The 17,487-nt window shown below is 70.6% G+C and carries 13 protein-coding genes; 7 read left to right on the top strand and 6 right to left on the bottom strand.

Annotated elements, in window-relative coordinates; genetic code table 11:
• Together ACTWQI_RS27560 and speB are read right to left on the bottom strand one after the other, a co-directional pair.
• A partial coding sequence (locus ACTWQI_RS27560; RefSeq protein ID WP_443274468.1) for an ABC transporter ATP-binding protein occupies positions 1-1,859 on the bottom strand: 1,859 nt, incomplete at its 3' end.
• Positions 1,860-1,950: 91 nt separating this feature from the next.
• On the bottom strand, positions 1,951-2,919 hold the full coding sequence (speB, locus tag ACTWQI_RS27555; protein WP_443274467.1) for an agmatinase: 969 nt from the start codon (positions 2,917-2,919) through the stop codon (positions 1,951-1,953).
• Positions 2,920-3,070: 151 nt separating this feature from the next.
• On the opposite strand from speB, the gene ACTWQI_RS27550 reads away from it, so the two are divergent.
• Positions 3,071-3,871, top strand: a complete 801-nt coding sequence (locus ACTWQI_RS27550; RefSeq protein WP_443274466.1) for a phosphatase — start codon at positions 3,071-3,073, stop codon at positions 3,869-3,871.
• A gap of 46 nt (positions 3,872-3,917) precedes the next feature.
• Here ACTWQI_RS27550 and tesB read toward each other — a convergent pair whose 3' ends face one another.
• From tesB to ACTWQI_RS27535, 3 genes are all read right to left on the bottom strand, one after another.
• Positions 3,918-4,805, bottom strand: a complete 888-nt coding sequence (gene tesB, locus ACTWQI_RS27545) for an acyl-CoA thioesterase II (protein ID WP_443274465.1) — start codon at positions 4,803-4,805, stop codon at positions 3,918-3,920.
• Between the two features lie 76 nt (positions 4,806-4,881).
• Complete coding sequence (locus tag ACTWQI_RS27540; RefSeq protein WP_443274464.1) at positions 4,882-6,039, bottom strand: acyl-CoA dehydrogenase family protein; 1,158 nt, start codon at positions 6,037-6,039, stop codon at positions 4,882-4,884.
• A 60-nt stretch (positions 6,040-6,099) separates the two neighbouring features.
• On the bottom strand, positions 6,100-6,759 hold the full coding sequence (locus ACTWQI_RS27535; RefSeq protein ID WP_443274463.1) for an SACE_7040 family transcriptional regulator: 660 nt from the start codon (positions 6,757-6,759) through the stop codon (positions 6,100-6,102).
• A gap of 89 nt (positions 6,760-6,848) precedes the next feature.
• On the opposite strand from ACTWQI_RS27535, the gene ACTWQI_RS27530 reads away from it, so the two are divergent.
• The 4 genes from ACTWQI_RS27530 to ACTWQI_RS27515 are packed head-to-tail and all read left to right on the top strand — an operon-like array spanning position 6,849 to position 12,823.
• Complete coding sequence (locus tag ACTWQI_RS27530; RefSeq protein ID WP_443274462.1) at positions 6,849-8,480, top strand: carboxyl transferase domain-containing protein; 1,632 nt, start codon at positions 6,849-6,851, stop codon at positions 8,478-8,480.
• A 13-nt stretch (positions 8,481-8,493) separates the two neighbouring features.
• Entirely contained in the window at positions 8,494-10,689 is a 2,196-nt protein-coding gene (locus tag ACTWQI_RS27525) for an acetyl/propionyl/methylcrotonyl-CoA carboxylase subunit alpha (protein ID WP_443274461.1), read from the top strand.
• On the top strand, positions 10,689-11,651 hold the full coding sequence (locus ACTWQI_RS27520) for a hydroxymethylglutaryl-CoA lyase (RefSeq protein WP_443274460.1): 963 nt from the start codon (positions 10,689-10,691) through the stop codon (positions 11,649-11,651). The genes ACTWQI_RS27525 and ACTWQI_RS27520 overlap by 1 nt, the downstream gene beginning before the upstream one ends.
• Before the next feature lie 11 nt (positions 11,652-11,662).
• Positions 11,663-12,823, top strand: a complete 1,161-nt coding sequence (locus ACTWQI_RS27515) for an acyl-CoA dehydrogenase family protein (protein ID WP_443274471.1) — start codon at positions 11,663-11,665, stop codon at positions 12,821-12,823.
• A 159-nt stretch (positions 12,824-12,982) separates the two neighbouring features.
• On the opposite strand, the gene ACTWQI_RS27510 is transcribed toward ACTWQI_RS27515, so the two are convergent.
• Positions 12,983-14,575 carry a beta-N-acetylhexosaminidase gene (locus ACTWQI_RS27510; protein WP_443274459.1) on the bottom strand — a complete coding sequence of 531 codons (1,593 nt, stop codon included), beginning with the start codon at positions 14,573-14,575 and terminating at the stop codon, positions 12,983-12,985.
• Between the two features lie 546 nt (positions 14,576-15,121).
• Between ACTWQI_RS27510 and ACTWQI_RS27505 the strand changes: the two genes are divergently transcribed.
• Together ACTWQI_RS27505 and glmS are read left to right on the top strand one after the other, a co-directional pair.
• The gene (locus tag ACTWQI_RS27505; protein WP_443274458.1) at positions 15,122-15,397 is read left to right on the top strand and encodes a hypothetical protein; all 276 of its coding nucleotides are present in this window, start codon (positions 15,122-15,124) and stop codon (positions 15,395-15,397) included.
• An 81-nt stretch (positions 15,398-15,478) separates the two neighbouring features.
• Positions 15,479-17,293 carry a glutamine--fructose-6-phosphate transaminase (isomerizing) gene (gene glmS / locus ACTWQI_RS27500; protein WP_443274457.1) on the top strand — a complete coding sequence of 605 codons (1,815 nt, stop codon included), beginning with the start codon at positions 15,479-15,481 and terminating at the stop codon, positions 17,291-17,293.
• Positions 17,294-17,487: the final 194 nt, after the last annotated feature.

Here is a 17,487-nt window from a genome sequence, read left to right as displayed (position 1 = left end):
CCTCCCGGCAGGGCGGGGGCCTGGCGGCTGCCATCGACGCTTACGTGGTCCTCCCTCGCGGCAGCGGCCCCGTCGGCGAGGCGACCCGCCGGGTCGCGCTCGACGTCCCCCAGCTCGTCCGGGTCGGTGAGCAGCCTGCGGTAGAGCGGGCAGCGCTCCTGAAGCTCCTCGTGGGTGCCCACGTCCACCAGCCGCCCGGCGTCGAGGACGGCGATCCGGTCAGCGAGGGACAGCGTGGAGCGCCGGTGGGCGATCAGCAGGGTGGTACGCCCGGCCTTCACGCCCCGCAGCGCCTCGTGGATCTCGTGCTCCACCCGCGCGTCCACCGCCGACGTCGCGTCGTCGAGGAGCAGCAGTCGGGGATCGATGAGAATCGCCCGGGCGAGTGCGATGCGCTGGCGCTGGCCGCCGGAGAGGGTGAGCCCCTGCTCGCCCACTGTCGTGTCGTAGCCGTCGGGCAGCTCGGAGATGAAGCGGTCGGCCTGCGCGGCCCGCGCGGCGGCCAGGATCTGCTCGTCCGTCGCGTCCGGCAGCCCGTACGCGATGTTGGCCCGGACCGTGTCGGAGAACAGGAAACTGTCCTCCGGTACGAGTCCGATCGCCGCACGCAGCGAGTCGATCGTCAGGTCGCGCACATCGTGCCCCCCGACCCGCACCGCGCCGGCCGAGACATCGTAGAAGCGCGGCAGGAGCAGGGAGACGGTGGACTTGCCGCCGCCGGACGTACCGACGACGGCCACGGTCTCGCCGGGCTCGATCCGCAGCGAGAAATCCGCCAGGACCGGGCGCTCCGGGTCGTACCCGAAGGTCACGGCGTCGAACTCGACGGTAGCCGGGGCATCGGCGGGCAGCTCGTATGCGTCCTCCCGCTCTTTGATCAGCGGCTCGGTGTCGATGAGTTCGAGGACCCGCTCGACGCCTGCCCGGGCCTGCTGCCCGACCGTGAGGACCATGGTCAGCATCCGGACCGGGCCGACGAGCTGGGCGAGATAGGTGGAGAACGCGACGAAGGTGCCGAGCGTGATCTGGCCGCGGGTCGCCATCCAGCCGCCGAGCGCCAGCATCGCGACCTGGCCGAGGGCGGGCACGGACTGCAGGGCGGGGGTGTAGCGGGAGTTCAGGCGCACCGTCCGCAGCCGCCCGGCGAACAGCCTCCGGCCGACCTCGCGCAGTTTCCCGGTCTCCTGCTCCTCCTGGCCGAAGCCCTTCACGACCCGGACGCCGGTGACCGCGCCGTCCACCACGCCCGCCACCGCCGCGGCCTGGCCCTGCGCGTACCAGGTGGCGGGGAAGAGCCGCTTGCGGCTGCGCTGGGCGAGGAACCACAGGGCGGGGGCGACGGCCAGGGCCACGACGGTGAGCCCTGGGGACAGCCAGGCCATCACGGCCAGGGAGATGAGGAAGAGCAGCACGTTGCCGATCATCATCGGCAGCATGAAGAGCAGGCCCTGGATGAGCTGGAGGTCGCTGGTGCCGCGGCCGACGACCTGGCCGGTGCTCAGCTCGTCCTGTCGTGTGCCGTCCAGCCGGGCGATCGACCGGAACATCTCGGTCCGCAGGTCGTGCTGGACGTCCAGAGCCAGTCGACCGCCGTAGAAACGGCGGACGTAGGTGAGGGCGTAGACGGCGATCGCGGCGAGGACCAGCAGAGCCGCCCAGGGAGCGAGGTCGCGGGAGTGGGCGACCACCACGTCGTCGATGATCAGCTTGGTGACCAGCGGGACGAGGGCCATGACGGCCATCCCGGCGAGGGAGGCCCCCAGCGAGAGGAGGACATTGCGACGGTAGCGCCAGGCGTATCCGGTCAGCCGCCGTGCCCAGCCCGCCTGCTGCCTGCCCTCGTCGCCTCTCGCACCCACCGGCAGCCCCTCCGTCGTCCATGGCCTCATGGCGCTGCGGTGGCCCGTAGCACCACGGTCAAGAACACCGGCGGCACCCGGTTTTGTTTCACTACCTGGCGGCAGCGACCTGGCGCGACATGATCGTGGTCAGCTCGTACGCCGTGTGGGAGGCGGCGACGCAGGTGATCTCCGCGTGGTCGTACGCCGGGGCGACCTCGACGACATCGGCCGAGACCAGGTTGCAGGAGGCCAGACCCCGCAGGATCTCCAGCAGCTCGCGCGAGGTGAGGCCGCCCGCCTCCGGAGTGCCGGTCCCTGGCGCGTGGGCGGGGTCCAGGACGTCGATGTCGATCGAGATGTACAGCGGCCGGTCGCCTATCCGCTGGCGCAGCTGGTCGGCCACCTCGTCGACACCGCGCCGCATGACGTCGGCGGAGGTGACGATGCCGAAGCCCATCTTCGCGTCGTCGTCCAGGTCCTGCTTCCCGTAGAGCGGGCCGCGGGTGCCGACGTGGGAGAGCGCGGAGGTGTCGAGGATGCCCTCCTCGACGGCCCTGCGGAACGGTGTGCCGTGGGTGTACTCGGCGCCGAAGTAGGTGTCCCAGGTGTCCAGGTGCGCGTCGAAGTGCAGCAGCGCGACCGGGCCGTGCTTCTTCGCGAGCGAGCGCAGCAGCGGCAGCGCGATGGTGTGGTCGCCGCCCAGGGTCATCAGCCGGGCACCGGTGCCGAGCAGGTCGTCGGCCGCGGCCTCGATCGTCTCCACGGCCTCGTTGATGTTAAACGGGTTCGCGGCGATGTCACCTGCGTCGGCGACCTGCGCGAGAGCGAAGGGCGAGGCGTCCTGCGCGGGGTTGTACGGACGCAGCAGCCGGGAGGCCTCACGGATGGCGTTGCCGCCGAAGCGTGCGCCGGGCCGGTAGGAGACACCGGTGTCGAAGGGGACACCGACCACGGCGACGTCGGCGGTGCCGACCTCGTCGAGCCGCGGCAACCGGGCAAACGTCGCGGGCCCGGCGTAGCGCGGTATGCGGGAGGAGTCGACGGGACCGACGGGTTCACGGCGGGACGCGGTGCTCATGCGACTGCTGCCTCTCGGCGGGTGGGGAAACGGTCGAACGGATTCGAGGGTAGGCAGGGCTGCGAATTCCGCACATGTACGTTCCCTAGCGACGGGACCCGCAATTTGGACACGACGTCCATCGCGCACCGGTTCAGGACACAATGAGTCCATGCCGATACCGAGCCCCGCCCCCAGTCGCACCGAACTGATCGACCATCTCGTGCGTACGCGTATCGCCGGTGACGTCGCCACTCCCAGGGACAACAACCTCTCCCACTACCGCAAGCTCGCGAACGGCGACCGGCACTACTGGCTCGGCTTGGACCTGGGCGACCGGTGGACGGACGAGCAGGATGTGCTCGCGGTGATGGCGGAGCGCTGCGGTGTCGTCGACGACCCGGAGCACCGCTCCGGCCAGGACACGATCGATCCGGAGCTCACGGTGGACGCCCTCGACCGCATGGCGACGGTGCTGCGCAAGGCGGTCGAGGACAGGCGCCGGGTGCTGTTCGCGACGGGGCACCCGGGCGGGCTGCTGGACGTGCACCGCAGCGTGGCCGCCGCGCTGCGGTCCGCGGGCTGCGAGATCGTGGTGATCCCGTCGGGGCTGTACGCCGACGAGGGGTACGTCTTCCAGTTCTGCGACGTCGCGATGCTGGAGCGGGGCGCGACGCTGTGGCACACCCACTCCCCCGAGCCGATGGCCGCGGTCCTGGACGGGCTCATGCGCGAGGAACTGGCTCTGCCGGAGCTGGTGGTGGCGGACCACGGTTGGGCGGGCTGCGCGGGGCAGCGCGGCATCGACGCGGTGGGCTTCGCGGACTGCAACGACCCGGCGCTCTTCATCGGCGAAGCGGAGGGCACGCTGGCCGTGACGGTGCCCGTGGACGACCACGTGGTGGATCCGCGCCACTATGACCCCCTGACCGCGTACCTGATCGAGGCGGCAGGTCTCACGGCACAGCCGTGACGGGCGGCGTCTCACCCGTGCCGGCGCCGAAGCCCGTCGGAGAGGGTCAGCCCGATCGGTCCCGCGGGACGCGGATCACGCCCTCCTGGATGACGGAGATGGCAAGCCGTCCGTCGGCGGTCCAGATCCGGGCCTGGCCCAGCCCGCGGCCGCCGGAGGACGAGGGGCTCTCCTGGTCGTAGAGCAGCCACTCGTCCGCGCGGAACGGGCGATGGAACCACATGGCGTGGTCGAGGCTGGCCCCGACGACGTCACCGACGGCCCAGCCGCCCCGCCCATGGGCCAGCAGCACCGAGTCCAGCAGCGTCATGTCGGAGACGTAGGTGGCCAGACAGACGTGCAGCAGCGGGTCATCCGCGAGCTTGCCGTTGGTGCGGAACCAGACCTGGGAGCGTGGCTCGCGCGGCCCCTGGGCCGCCGTGGCGTACGGCGGCTCCTCGACGTACCGCAGATCGACCGCCGCCCGGACCTTCAGCAGGCGCTGCACCGCGTCCGGCTCCCGGAAGAGATGGGCGATGCGGGGCAGCATCTCGTCGGCGGTGGGCAGCTCTTGCGGATCGGGCGCGGACGGCATCTCCGCCTGATGCTCCAGGCCCTCCTCGTACGTCTGGAAGGAGGCGGAGAGGTGGAAGATCGGCTGCCCGTGCTGGACCGCCACCACGCGGCGCGTGGTGAAGGACCGGCCGTCGCGGATCCGGTCGACTGTGTAGACGATCGGCGCGCCCGGGTCGCCCGGCCGCAGGAAGTAGGCGTGCAGGGAGTGCGCCGTACGGTCCTCGGGGACGGTACGGCCGGCCGCGACCAGCGCCTGGGCGGCGACCTGGCCTCCGAAGACGCGGGGCACGAGGGAGCGCCGACTGTCGCCCCGGAAGATGTTCTCGTCGATCCGCTCGAGGTCGAGCAGATCGAGGAGGGACTGAAGTGATGCGTTCATCGGTGCTGTGCCTTCCCGAGGGAGCAGTGCTCCCCGCCGCTTCGCCGCGGGCCCGCCCCGGGTCTCACTGGCCTCCTCACAGGCCCATCGACTTGGCGATGATCGAGCGCATGACCTCGCTGGTGCCGCCGTAGATCCGGTTGACGCGGTTGTCCGCGTACAGCCGCGCGATCGGGTACTCCATCATGTAGCCGTAACCGCCGTGCAGCTGGAGGCACTTGTCGATGATGCGGGCGGCGACCTCGGTGCAGAACAGCTTGGCGGACGCGGCATCGGCGGCGGTGAGCTCGCGGGCGTCGAGGGCGTCGAGCGCGCGGTCGACGACGGCCTGGGCGGCGTCCACATCGGCCTTGCAGTCGGCGAGCACGAACTTGGTGTTCTGGAACGAGGCGACGGACTGGCCGAAGACGGTGCGGTCCTGGACGTAGGCCTTGGCGAACTCGACGGCTGCGGCGGCTTGGGCGTACGCACCGAGGGCGATGCCCAGGCGCTCCTGCGGGAGGTTCTGGCCGAGGTAGGCGAAGCCCTCGCCCTCCTCCCCGAGAAGGTCCTCCACGGGCACCTTGACGTCGGTGAAGGACAGTTCGGCGGTGTCCGAGGTCTTCAGGCCGAGCTTCTCGAGCTTGCGCCCGATCGCGTAGCCCTCGCTCCTGGTGTCCACGACGAAGAGGGATATGCCGCCCCGGCGGTTTTCCGGCGTCGGAGGGGCCGTGCGGGCGCAGACGATGACGCGGTCGGCGTGGACGCCGCCGGTGATGAAGGTCTTGGCGCCGTTCAGGACGTAGTGGGTGCCGTCGGCGGAGAGCTTGGCGGTGGTCTTCATCCCGGCCAGGTCGGAGCCGGTGCCGGGCTCGGTCATGGCGATGGCGTACATCGTCGCGCCGCTGACGAAGTCCGGCAGCCAGCGCTTCTTCTGCTCCTCGGTGGCGTAGGCGAGGAGGTACGGCAGGCACAGCGCGGTGTGCACGCCGCTGCCGCCGAAGCTGACGCCCGCCCGGGCGCACTCCTCGGTGATCACGGCCTGGAACTTGAAGCTGGTCTCGCCCGCACCGCCGTACTCCTCGGGCACCTCGATGCCGAAGACGCCCAGCTCGCCGAGCTTGTAGTAGAAGTCGCGCGGAGCCTCGCCGGCGGCCAGCCACTGGTCGTAGACGGGCACGACCTCGGCGGCGATGAAGTCGCGGATGGTCTCCCGGAACGCCTCGTGGTCCTCGTTGAACACCGTGCGCCGCATCCGCAACGCCTCCTCATTCCACTCTGACTGAGCGCTTGCTCAGCGAAAGCTACCCGCCGGTCAGCGCTCGTGTCCAGAGTCGGTCGCGGCCTGGGCGGAGTTGGCCGCGGGCTGCGCGGAGTCGGTCGCGGCGGCGAAGGCCCCGCGCGCGAGGCGGTGGAGCAGAGCGGCCGTGGCCGCGCGGCCGGGCAGGGCGCCGGGGCGACCCAGGTGCGGGGTGGAGTTGAGCAGACCGAAGACGGCGTGCACAGCCGCGCGCGCATCGGCCTCCGCCAGCCCGGGATAGACCTTGCGAACGATCTCCACCCACAGCTCGACGTACTGCCGCTGCAGCTGGCGGACCAGCTTGCGGTCACTGTCCCGGAGGCGGTCCAGCTCACGGTCGTGGAGAGTGATGAGAGGACGGTCGTCGAGGGCGAAGTCGATATGGCCCTCGATGAGCGAGTCGAGCACGGCCTCGGGCGGCCCGGAGACCTCGGTGACGCGCCGCTTGCCGCCGGCGAGCAGGCGCCCGCTGATGCCGACCAGCAGTTCGGCGAGCATCGCGTCCTTGCCCGCGAAGTGGCGGTAGATGCCGGGGCCGCTGATGCCGACGGCGGCGCCTATCTCGTCGACGCCGACACCGTGGAAGCCGCGCTCGGCGAAGAGCCGGGCGGCCTCTTTGAGGATCTGGTCACGGCGGGTCGGGGTCGCGTTCCGGGCGGCGGCGTGGGTGCTCATGGCAGTTCATTCTAGACAGAGTGGTTAGCGGTCGTTAACCTGAAGGAAACGCGTTAACGCTCATTAACCGAGCAAGGGGGCTCGAGGAGATGCAGCAGGCACCAGTGCTCGAGAGCGCCGTCGATCCGGCGTCCGAAGCCTGGCGGGCCAATGAGGCGGCGCACACCGAGCTCTCCGCACACCTGCGGGAGAGGCTGGCGGCGGCGCGGCTGGGCGGTGGCGAGAAGGCGCGAGCGCGGCACACCGCGCGCGGCAAGCTGCTGCCCCGGGACCGGGTGGACACCCTCCTCGATCCGGGATCGCCCTTCCTGGAGCTGGCCCCACTGGCGGCCGAGGGGATGTACGGGGGGCAGGCTCCGGCGGCGGGCGTGATCGCCGGCATCGGCCGGGTCTCGGGCCGTGAGGTCGTGATCGTCGCCAATGACGCCACAGTCAAGGGCGGCACGTACTACCCGATGACGGTGAAGAAGCACCTCCGCGCCCAGGAGGTGGCGCTGGAGAACCGGCTGCCGTGTGTGTATCTGGTGGACTCCGGCGGCGCCTTCCTCCCGATGCAGGACGAGGTCTTCCCCGACCGCGAGCACTTCGGCCGGATCTTCTACAACCAGGCCCGAATGTCGGGCGCGGGCATTCCGCAGATCGCGGCGGTGCTCGGCTCGTGCACGGCCGGCGGGGCGTATGTCCCCGCGATGAGCGACGAGGCCGTGATCGTGCGCGGTCAGGGCACGATCTTCCTGGGCGGGCCGCCGCTGGTGAAGGCAGCGACGGGTGAGGTCGTGACCGCCGAGGAGCTGGGCGGCGGCGAGGTCCACGCGCGGACGTCCGGCGTCACGGACCATCTCGCGGAGGACGACGCACATGCGCTGCGCATCGTGCGGACCATCGTGTCGACGCTCCCGGCGCGCGGGCCGCTGCCGTGGACGGTGGAGCCGGCGGAGGAACCGAAGTACGACCCGGCGGGGCTGTACGGCGCAGTGCCGGTGGATTCGCGGACGCCGTACGACGTGCGCGAGGTGATCGCGCGGATCGTGGACGGCTCGCGGTTCGCCGAGTTCAAGTCCGAGTTCGGCACGACGCTGGTGACGGGCTTCGCGCGGATCCAGGGGCATCCGGTGGGGATCGTCGCCAACAACGGCATCCTGTTCTCCGAATCGGCCCAGAAGGGCGCCCATTTCATCGAGCTCTGCGACCAGCGCGGCATCCCGCTGCTGTTTCTGCAGAACATCTCGGGCTTCATGGTCGGGCGGAGTTACGAGGCGGGTGGCATCGCCAAGCACGGCGCGAAGATGGTGACGGCCGTGGCCTGCACGCGCGTACCGAAGCTGACCGTCGTGATCGGCGGCTCGTACGGCGCGGGCAACTACTCGATGTGCGGGCGGGCGTACGGTCCGCGCTTCCTGTGGATGTGGCCCAACGCCAAGATCTCGGTGATGGGCGGCGAGCAGGCAGCCTCGGTGCTGGCCACGGTCAAGCGGGACCAGCTGGAGGCCGCCGGCCAGGAGTGGAGCTCGGCGGACGAGGAGGCCTTCCGGGCCCCGATCCGCGAGCAGTACGAACGCCAGGGGAACGCCTACTACGCGACCGCGCGGCTGTGGGACGACGGGGTCATCGACCCTCTGGAGACCCGTACGGTGCTGGGCCTCGCGCTCACCGCGTGTGCGAACGCGCCGCTGCCGCCCAAAGACCCTGCGGCGCCGGGCTACGGCGTCTTCCGGATGTGAGGGGGATACCGAGATGTTCACTGCGGAATTCCGGGAGACACAGGAGTCGACAGCGACCGCGTCGCGGGCCGTGCCCCCGTTCGACAGCGTTCTGGTGGCCAACCGCGGCGAGATCGCGGTCCGGGTCATCCGTACGCTCAAGGCGATGGGCGTGCGCTCGGTCGCGGTGTTCAGCGACGCCGATGCCGACGCCCGGCATGTGCGGGAGGCGGACACCGCCGTCCGGATCGGACCGGCGTCCGCGGCGGAGAGCTATCTGTCGATCGCCCGTCTCCTGGAGGCGGCCGCCCGCACGGGCGCCCAGGCCGTCCACCCGGGATACGGCTTCCTCGCCGAGAACGCCGCATTCGCGCGCGCCTGCGCCGATGCGGGGCTCGTCTTCATCGGGCCACCGGCAGCGGCGATCGAGCTGATGGGCGACAAGATCCGCGCCAAGGAGACCGTGCGGGCGGCCGGAGTGCCGGTCGTGCCCGGCTCCTTTGGCAGCGGTCTCTCCGACGCCGAACTCGCTGCGGCCGCACGGGAGATCGGGATGCCGGTGCTGCTCAAGCCCTCGGCGGGCGGGGGCGGCAAGGGCATGCGGCTGGTGCGGACCGAGGCGCTGCTCGCCGACGAGATCGCTGCGGCACGGCGCGAGGCGAACGGCTCGTTCGGGGACGACACGCTGCTGGTGGAGCGGTGGATCGACCGCCCCCGCCACATCGAGATCCAGATCCTCGCCGATGGCCACGGACACGTCCTGCACCTCGGCGAGCGCGAATGCTCACTGCAGCGCCGGCACCAGAAGATCATCGAGGAGGCGCCCTCCCCGCTCCTCGACGACGCGACCCGCGCCGCCATGGGTGAGGCCGCGGTTCAGGCCGCCCGCTCGTGCGGGTACGTCGGCGCGGGCACGGTGGAGTTCATCGTCCCGGGCGGCGATCGTCCCCCGGCCGCCGCCGTGGGGTCCCCCACCGCTCACTTCTTCATGGAGATGAACACGCGGCTGCAGGTCGAGCACCCGGTCACCGAGCTCATCACGGGCCTGGACCTGGTCGAGTGGCAGGTCCGCATCGCCGCGGGTGAGCCCCTGCCGTTCACGCAGGAGGACGTCCGGCTCAGCGGCCACGCAGTGGAGGCCCGGGTCTACGCGGAGACGGAGCGGGTCAGCGGCGACCGGGTGGACTTCCTCCCCTCGGCGGGCACGGTGCAGCTGCTGCACGAGCCGGAGGGTGAAGGGGTGCGAGTGGACTCCGGCCTCGCCGAGGGCACCGAGGTCGGCACGTCGTACGACCCGCTGCTCGCCAAGGTGATCGCCCACGGCGCGGACCGTCCGACGGCGCTGCGCCGCCTCCGTGCGGCCCTCGCGTCCACCGCGGTCCTCGGCGTGGAGACGAACACCGGATTCCTCCGCCGGCTCCTCGGCCACCCGGCTGTGGGAGCGGGCGATCTGGACACTGGCCTGGTCGACCGCGACGCGGCATCGCTGGTCGCGACGGACATTCCGGCCGAGGTGTACGGGTCGGCGGCGCTGCTGCGCCACGCCGCTCTGGGCACGGCGGGGGGCGACGGTGCGTACAGCCCGGCGTGGACCGACCCGTTCTCCGTACCCAGCGGGTGGCGGCTCGGCGGCGAGCCCGCGTGGACCGTGCACCACCTCCGGGTGCCCGGGCACGAGCCGGTCGCCGTCCGGGTGCGTGGCGCGGCGGCGGGTGCCGAGGTCCGCATTGGTGACGCGGAGCTGGTGGCCGCCCGGCTGGTCGCGGGCGGCGCCGGGTCGGCCGGTGCCGCGCACGGCGACGGGCCGACGGCCGCCGGGCTCGCGGCGCCCACGGTCATACGGGTGGAGTGGGGCGGTGTCATCCACGCCTTCGTCACCCCGCCCGGCGGGGCGGGGAGCTGGCTGGGACGGGATGGCGAGAGCTGGCACGTACAGGACCACGACCCGGTCGCCGCGGCGCTCCGAGGAGCCGCCGGGGCCCATGGCGTGGACGCGCTGACCGCACCGATGCCGGGCACGGTGACCGTCGTCAAGGCGGCCGTGGGCGACGAGGTGACCGCTGGTCAGAGCCTCCTGGTGGTCGAGGCGATGAAGATGGAGCACGTCATCTCCGCCCCGCACGCCGGGACGGTCACCGAACTCGATGTGGTCCCGGGCAGCACCGTGGCCATGGACCAGGTGCTCGCCGTGGTCGCTCCGTACGAGACGCAGGACGCGGAGGTCGAGTGATGACCGAGTCAATCCCCGCGGGACTGCCCATGCCGATGCATGTCTCCGGCCTTCCGGCCAGGGTCCGCATCCACGAGGTCGGCCCCCGGGACGGCCTACAGAACGAGCAGATGGTGGTCCCGGTCGAGGTCAAGGCGGACTTCATCCGCCGGCTGGCGGACACCGGGCTCTCCACCATCGAGGCGACCAGCTTCGTCCACCCGAAGTGGGTGCCCCAACTCGCGGACGCCGAACAGCTGATGCCCATGCTCAAAGGGGTGCCCGCCCGGCTGCCGGTCCTCGTGCCGAATGAGCGCGGCCTCGAGCGTGCCCTGGCGCTGGGGGTCCGCGAGATCGCGGTCTTCGGGAGCGCGACCGAGTCCTTCGCCAGGGCCAACCTCAACCGCACCGTGGACGAATCGATCGCGATGTTCGCCCCGGTGGTCGCTCGGGCCCGGGAGGCGCGCGTCCGGGTGCGCGGCTATGTGTCGATGTGCTTCGGCGACCCGTGGGAGGGCGCAGTTCCGCTGCCCCAGGTCGTACGGGTCTGCCGCAGCCTGATGGACATCGGCTGCGACGAGTTGAGCCTGGGCGACACCATCGGCGTGGCCACGCCCGGACACGTCCTCGCCCTGCTCTCCGCGCTGAACGAGGCCGGGATCAGCACCGCCCGGCTCGCCGTCCACTTCCACGACACCTACGGCCAGGCACTCGCCAACACCTTCGCCGCGCTGCAGCACGGTGTCACCACCGTTGACGCGTCCGCAGGCGGCCTCGGCGGCTGCCCCTACGCCAAGAGCGCCACCGGGAACCTCGCCACGGAGGACCTGGTGTGGATGCTGCACGGCCTCGGCATCGAAACCGGGGTCGATCTCGGCCGTCTCACCGCCACCAGCGTGTGGATGGCCGCTCACCTGGGCCGACCCAGCCCGTCCCGCACCGTCCGTGCCCTGTCGGGCACCACCTCCTACGAGGAGCAGTGACCACCATGTCGATCGACCACCGGCTCTCCCCCGAGCACGAGGAACTCCGCCGCACGGTGGAGGAGTTCGCGCACGAGGTCGTCGCGCCGAAGATCGGTGACTTCTACGAGCACCACGAGTTCCCCTACGAGATCGTCCGCGAGATGGGCCGGATGGGCCTGTTCGGTCTGCCCTTCCCCGAGGAGTACGGCGGCATGGGCGGCGACTACCTCGCGCTCGGCCTGGCCCTCGAGGAGCTGGCGCGGGTCGACTCCTCCGTGGCCATCACTCTGGAGGCGGGCGTCTCGCTGGGCGCGATGCCCATCTTCCGGTTCGGCACCGAGGAGCAGAAGCGCGCGTGGCTGCCCAGGCTGTGCTCCGGTGAGATCCTGGGCGCGTTCGGACTGACCGAGCCGGAGTGCGGCTCGGACGCGGGCGGCACCCGCACCACGGCCCGGCTCGACGAGACCACCGACGAGTGGGTGATCAACGGCACCAAGAGCTTCATCACCAACTCGGGCACGGACATCACCGGACTGGTGACGGTCACTGCGGTCACCAGCCGCAAGGCGGACGGCAGCCCCGAGATCTCCACGATCATCATCCCGTCCGGCACCCCCGGCTTCACGGTGGCCGCCCCGTACTCCAAGGTCGGCTGGAACGCCTCGGACACCCGCGAGCTGTCCTTCGCCGACTGCCGGGTGCCGGCCGCGAACCTGCTCGGCGAGGAGGGCAGGGGGTACGCCCAGTTCCTGCGGATCCTCGACGAGGGACGGATCGCGATCTCCGCACTGGCCACGGGTCTTGCGCAGGGCTGTGTCGACGAGTCGGTGGCGTACGCCAAGACCCGGCAGGCCTTCGGCAGGCCCATCGGCGCCAACCAGGCGATTCAGTTCAAGCTGGCGGACATGGAGATGCGCGCGCACACCGCCCGTATCGCCTGGCGGGACGCGGCCTCCCGGCTGGTGCACGGCGAGCCGTTCAAGAAGGAGGCGGCGCTGGCGAAGCTCTACTCCTCGGAGATAGCCGTCACCAACGCCCGGGAGGCCACTCAGATTCATGGCGGCTACGGCTTCATGAACGAGTACCCGGTCGCCCGTATGTGGCGGGACTCCAAGATCCTCGAGATCGGTGAGGGCACGAGCGAGGTCCAGCGCATGCTGATCGCCCGCGAGTTGGGGCTCGCGGGCTGATCCTCCCCTTGGGGGCACCTCCCTGGGGGAGGTAGTCCCCCAGGGGGAGTGCGCCCAGCCGCTGGGCAGTCCTCGCCGGGGGCAGCCTCCGCCCCAGGAGCCGAGCGGCAGGGTACGAGGGCCCGCCGGCAGGACGCCGGGGGTCCGCTGACTCTCCGGTCACTCAGCAGGCCATGGCACCTGCGGGGAGCGGTAGTAGTCGATGCCCATCGCCTTCCAGCGCGGGCCCTGCGCCGCGAGGCGCTGCTTGTACGACTCCCAGTTGTGCTCGGACGCCGGTGCCCAGCCCAGCTCCGCGACGCCGGGCAGCCGCGGGAACGCCATGAACTCGATGTGGTCGCTCTTGGAGATCGTCTCCGACCACAGGGGTCCCTCGACGCCCATGATCGAGGAGGCCGGCGCCCCCTGAATGAACGTGCCCGGGTCCCAGTCGTAGGACTGCTTCACCTCGACGTAGCCCGCCCAGCTGAGCCCGTACGGCGTGCTCTCGTTGTACTTCATGTCGAGGTAGATCCGGTTCGCCGGCGAGAGGATGAGCTTCGTCCCGTTCTTGGCCGCGTTCACGACCTCCTGCTCGGTGCCGTTCAGACCCCAGTACTGGGCGACCGCGCCCTGGACCGGCTTCGCGCCCGTCAGCTGATGCCAGCCGACGACCGTCTTGCCGTACTTGCCCACGATGGCCTGCGCCTTGTCCATGAAGGTGACGTATTGATCGTGTGGGGTCTTGTGGGCCTCGTCACCACCGATGTGCAGATAGCGCCCGGGGGTGAGCTCGGCCACCTCGCGCACCACCTCGTCCACGAACTTGTAGGTGATGTCCTTCGGCACGCACAGCGAACTGAAGCCGACGTCGGTGCCGGTGTAGAGCGGCGGGGCCTTGCCATCGCAGTTCAGGTCGGCGTACGAGGCCAGTGCGGCGTTGGTGTGCCCGGGCATGTCGATCTCGGGCACGACCTCCAGCCCGTGATCGGCCGCGTACTTCACGATCTCGCGGTACTGGTCCTTGGTGTAGTAGCCGCCCGGGCCGCCGCCCACCTGGGTGCTGCCGCCATAGGTGGCGAGACGGGGCCAGGAGTCGATGGCGATGCGCCAGCCCTGGTCGTCCGACAGGTGCAGATGGAAGGCATTGAACTTGTAGAGCGACATCTGGTCGATGTAGAGCTTCACCTGCTCGACGGTGAAGAAGTGGCGCGAGACGTCGAGCATCGCGCCGCGGTAGGCGAAGCGCGGATTATCGGTGATCGTGCCGCCCGCGACCTGCCAGGGGCCGGACTGCCGCTCGGACTTCTCGATGGACGCCGGCAGCAGCTGACGCAGCGTCTGGATGCCGTAGAACAGGCCCCTGTGGGTGCGGGCACTGATGGTGACCGAGCTGGGCGAGGATTCGAGGCGGTACCCCTCCTTGCCCAGCTTGCTCTGCTTACCGACGAGCTGGAGCACGATGCCGCCGCTCCCGGCGCGCTTGGTGACCGGCAGGGCGTAGCCGGTGGCGGGCCGGAGTACGCCCGCCAGGTAGCGCCCGGCCTTCGCCGCCTGGGGCGACTGGTCGGGTACGCGGATGCGAGTCGTGTCATCGATCGTGAACGGCTTGTCGGCGGGCCGGACGGAGGCTGGTGCGGGGACCACCTGGTCGAGAGCGGTGACGGCCGATGCGGCCGGTGCGCCCGAGGAGGCGACGGCGGCAATCCCGGTCGCCGTCGTCGCGGAGGCGATGAGGATGAGGGAGGAGAGCAGCGTGGGAAGTCGTCTCACGGGCGGTCCCTTCGTCGAGGGGCTGGCTCCGGCGGATAGCGCGAGCGGGGTGGAACAGCCCCCTGAGCGTCGCTCTCTCACCTCCGGGCGCTTGGCCCCTGCCGAAACGCCTCTCCCTGGGGACACCACCCGGGCCGCTGGGCCCAGATGGGGTACCACTGGGACGTGGCCTCACGACGCTGTGTCGTGGGGCGCACTCCGACGCCTGGTCTCTCAACCTTCGGCAAGGGGCACGCACTTCGGCGCGCTCCGGGGGACCGCCTTCATGCCTACCGCGCGGCCCACGAACAGGTCAAGGTATAGACCAACTCGGCGTGCCCGGTCGGCCAAGATCGCGACTCTCGAGCGGGCATCTCCTCCGGATGATCCCGATACGCCGGAGATGCTCCGCACCCCTCGCCGCACCAGCCGGAGGAGGTGCACACCGCCGCGGGTTCCACGGCACCGAAACCGTCTCCGCGACTTCCAGCCCCCCATTCGGCCGTCTCCTGCCCGATTTCGGGCAGGATTCTTGCGAAACTCTCCTCTCCCCCGCAGTATCGACAAGTGCTCGATCGCCCCGCACCCCACGACGACCTTGTCGACCACCTGGTCCGCAGCACGCCGCTCCAGCGCGGCGAGGCAGCCCGGGTGGTACTGGACGTGCTGGCGTACTTCGACGAGACGACCGAGGAGTTCGTCCGCCGCCGCCACCGCGAACTGCAGTCCGGAGGGCTCGGCAACGCGGCGATCTTCGAGCGGATCGCCTACGAGCTGCCCCGCCGTGCAGTGGCGCCACCCGCGCTCTCACTGCGGCAGCTGCGCCGCATCGTCTACGGCTGAGGCGGCCGGCCCGGCGCCGCCCTTCGCGAGAGTCCGGGCCTCGAGCACATGAAGTGAACGATACGGAAGGAAAGGGACTCTATGTGCGGGATCGTGGGATATATCGGCAAGCGAGATGTCGCGCCGCTGCTGCTGGAGGGCCTTCAGCGTCTGGAGTACCGCGGCTACGACTCCGCCGGTATCGCGATCCACGGCAAGTCCGGAGGCGTGAAGACCGTCAAGGCCAAGGGCCGGGTGCGTGAGCTGGAGGGCAGGCTCCCCAAGCGGTTCGCCGGCGCCACCGGGATCGCCCACACCCGCTGGGCCACCCACGGCGCACCGAACGACACCAACGCACACCCCCACCTGGACGCCGACGGCAAGGTCGCCATCGTCCACAACGGCATCATCGACAACGCCTCCGAACTGCGCGCCAAGCTCACCGCCGACGGCGTCGAATTCGCCTCCGAGACCGACTCCGAGGTCCTGGCCCACCTCGTCGGCCGCTCCCAGGCCGAGACCCTGGAGGAGAAGGTCCGCCAGGCGCTGCGCCTGGTCGAGGGCACATACGGCATCGCCGTGCTGCACGCCGACTTCCCGGACCGGATCGTCGTCGCCCGCAACGGCTCACCCGTCGTCCTGGGCATCGGCGAGCACGAGATGTTCGTCTCCTCCGACGTGGCCGCGCTCGTCAGCCACACCCGCCAGGTCGTGACCCTGGACGACGGCGAGATGGCCACCCTCAAGGCCGACGACTACCGCACCTACACCACCGAGGGCAGTCGCACCTCCGCCTCCCCGACCACGGTGGAGTGGGAGGCCGAGTCGTACGACATGGGCGGCCACGACACGTACATGCACAAGGAGATCTCCGAGCAGGCCGACGCCGTGGACCGGGTGCTGCGCGGCCGGATCGACGACCGGTTCTCCACCGTGCACCTGGGCGGGCTCAACCTCGACGCCCGCGAGGCGCGCGCAGTCCGCCGGGTGAAGATCCTCGGCTGCGGCTCGGCCTACCACGCGGGCCAGATCGGCGCCCAGCTGATCGAGGAGCTGGCCCGGATCCCGGCCGACGCCGAGCCGGCGAGCGAGTTCCGCTACCGCAACGCCGTCGTCGACCCGGACACCCTCTACATCGCGGTCAGCCAGTCCGGCGAGACGTACGACACGCTGGCCGCCGTGCAGGAGTTGAAGCGCAAGGGCGCACGGGTCCTGGGCGTGGTCAACGTCGTCGGCAGCGCCATCGCGCGCGAGACGGACGGCGGGGTGTACGTGCACGCGGGCCCGGAGGTCTGCGTCGTGTCCACCAAGTGCTTCACCAACACCGCGGTCGCCTTCGCGCTGCTCGCCCTCCACCTCGGCCGGATCCGCGATCTGTCCGTCGCCGACGGCAAGCGGATCATCACCGGTCTCCGGAAACTGCCGGAGCAGATCGCCGAGATCATGCGCGGCGAAGAGGACATCAAGAAGCTCGCGGCCCAGTACGCCGAGGCCCGGAGCATGATGTTCATCGGCCGGGTCCGCGGCTATCCGGTGGCGCGCGAGGCCTCCCTGAAGCTCAAGGAGGTCAGCTACATCCACGCCGAGGCGTACCCGGCCTCGGAGTTGAAGCACGGCCCGCTCGCCCTGATCGAGCCCGCGATGCCGACCGTGGCGATCGTTCCGGACGACGACCTGCTGGAGAAGAACCGCGCCGCGCTCGAGGAGATCAAGGCGCGCAGTGGCCGGATCCTCGCGGTGGCACATCGGGAGCAGGAGAAAGCGGACCACACGATCGTCGTCCCGAAGAACGAGGCCGAGCTGGACCCGATCCTGATGGGCATCCCGCTCCAGCTCCTCGCCTACCACACGGCACTGACCCTCGGCCGCGACATCGACAAGCCGAGGAACCTCGCCAAGTCCGTGACGGTGGAATAGCCCTTCGGGGATTACGGCAACCACCAATTGAGCAACCCTCACGGCGAGCAACCAGGTCCGCGAAAGCGGCGCCGGTTTAGGCGCAAAGAGGGGAGCAACCCCAACGGCGAGCAACCCGGTCCGCGAAAGCGGCGCCGGTTCAGACGCACAGAGGGGCCCCTCGCGCGTGCCACCAAACGCGCGAGGGACCGCCT

The sequence above is a fragment of the Streptomyces sp. KR80 genome (assembly GCF_052245555.1).
In the GTDB taxonomy this organism is placed as follows: Bacteria; Actinomycetota; Actinomycetes; order Streptomycetales; family Streptomycetaceae; genus Streptomyces.
The sequence above is the reverse complement of the archived record's forward strand: the minus strand, read 5'-3'. Positions and strand labels throughout refer to the sequence as shown.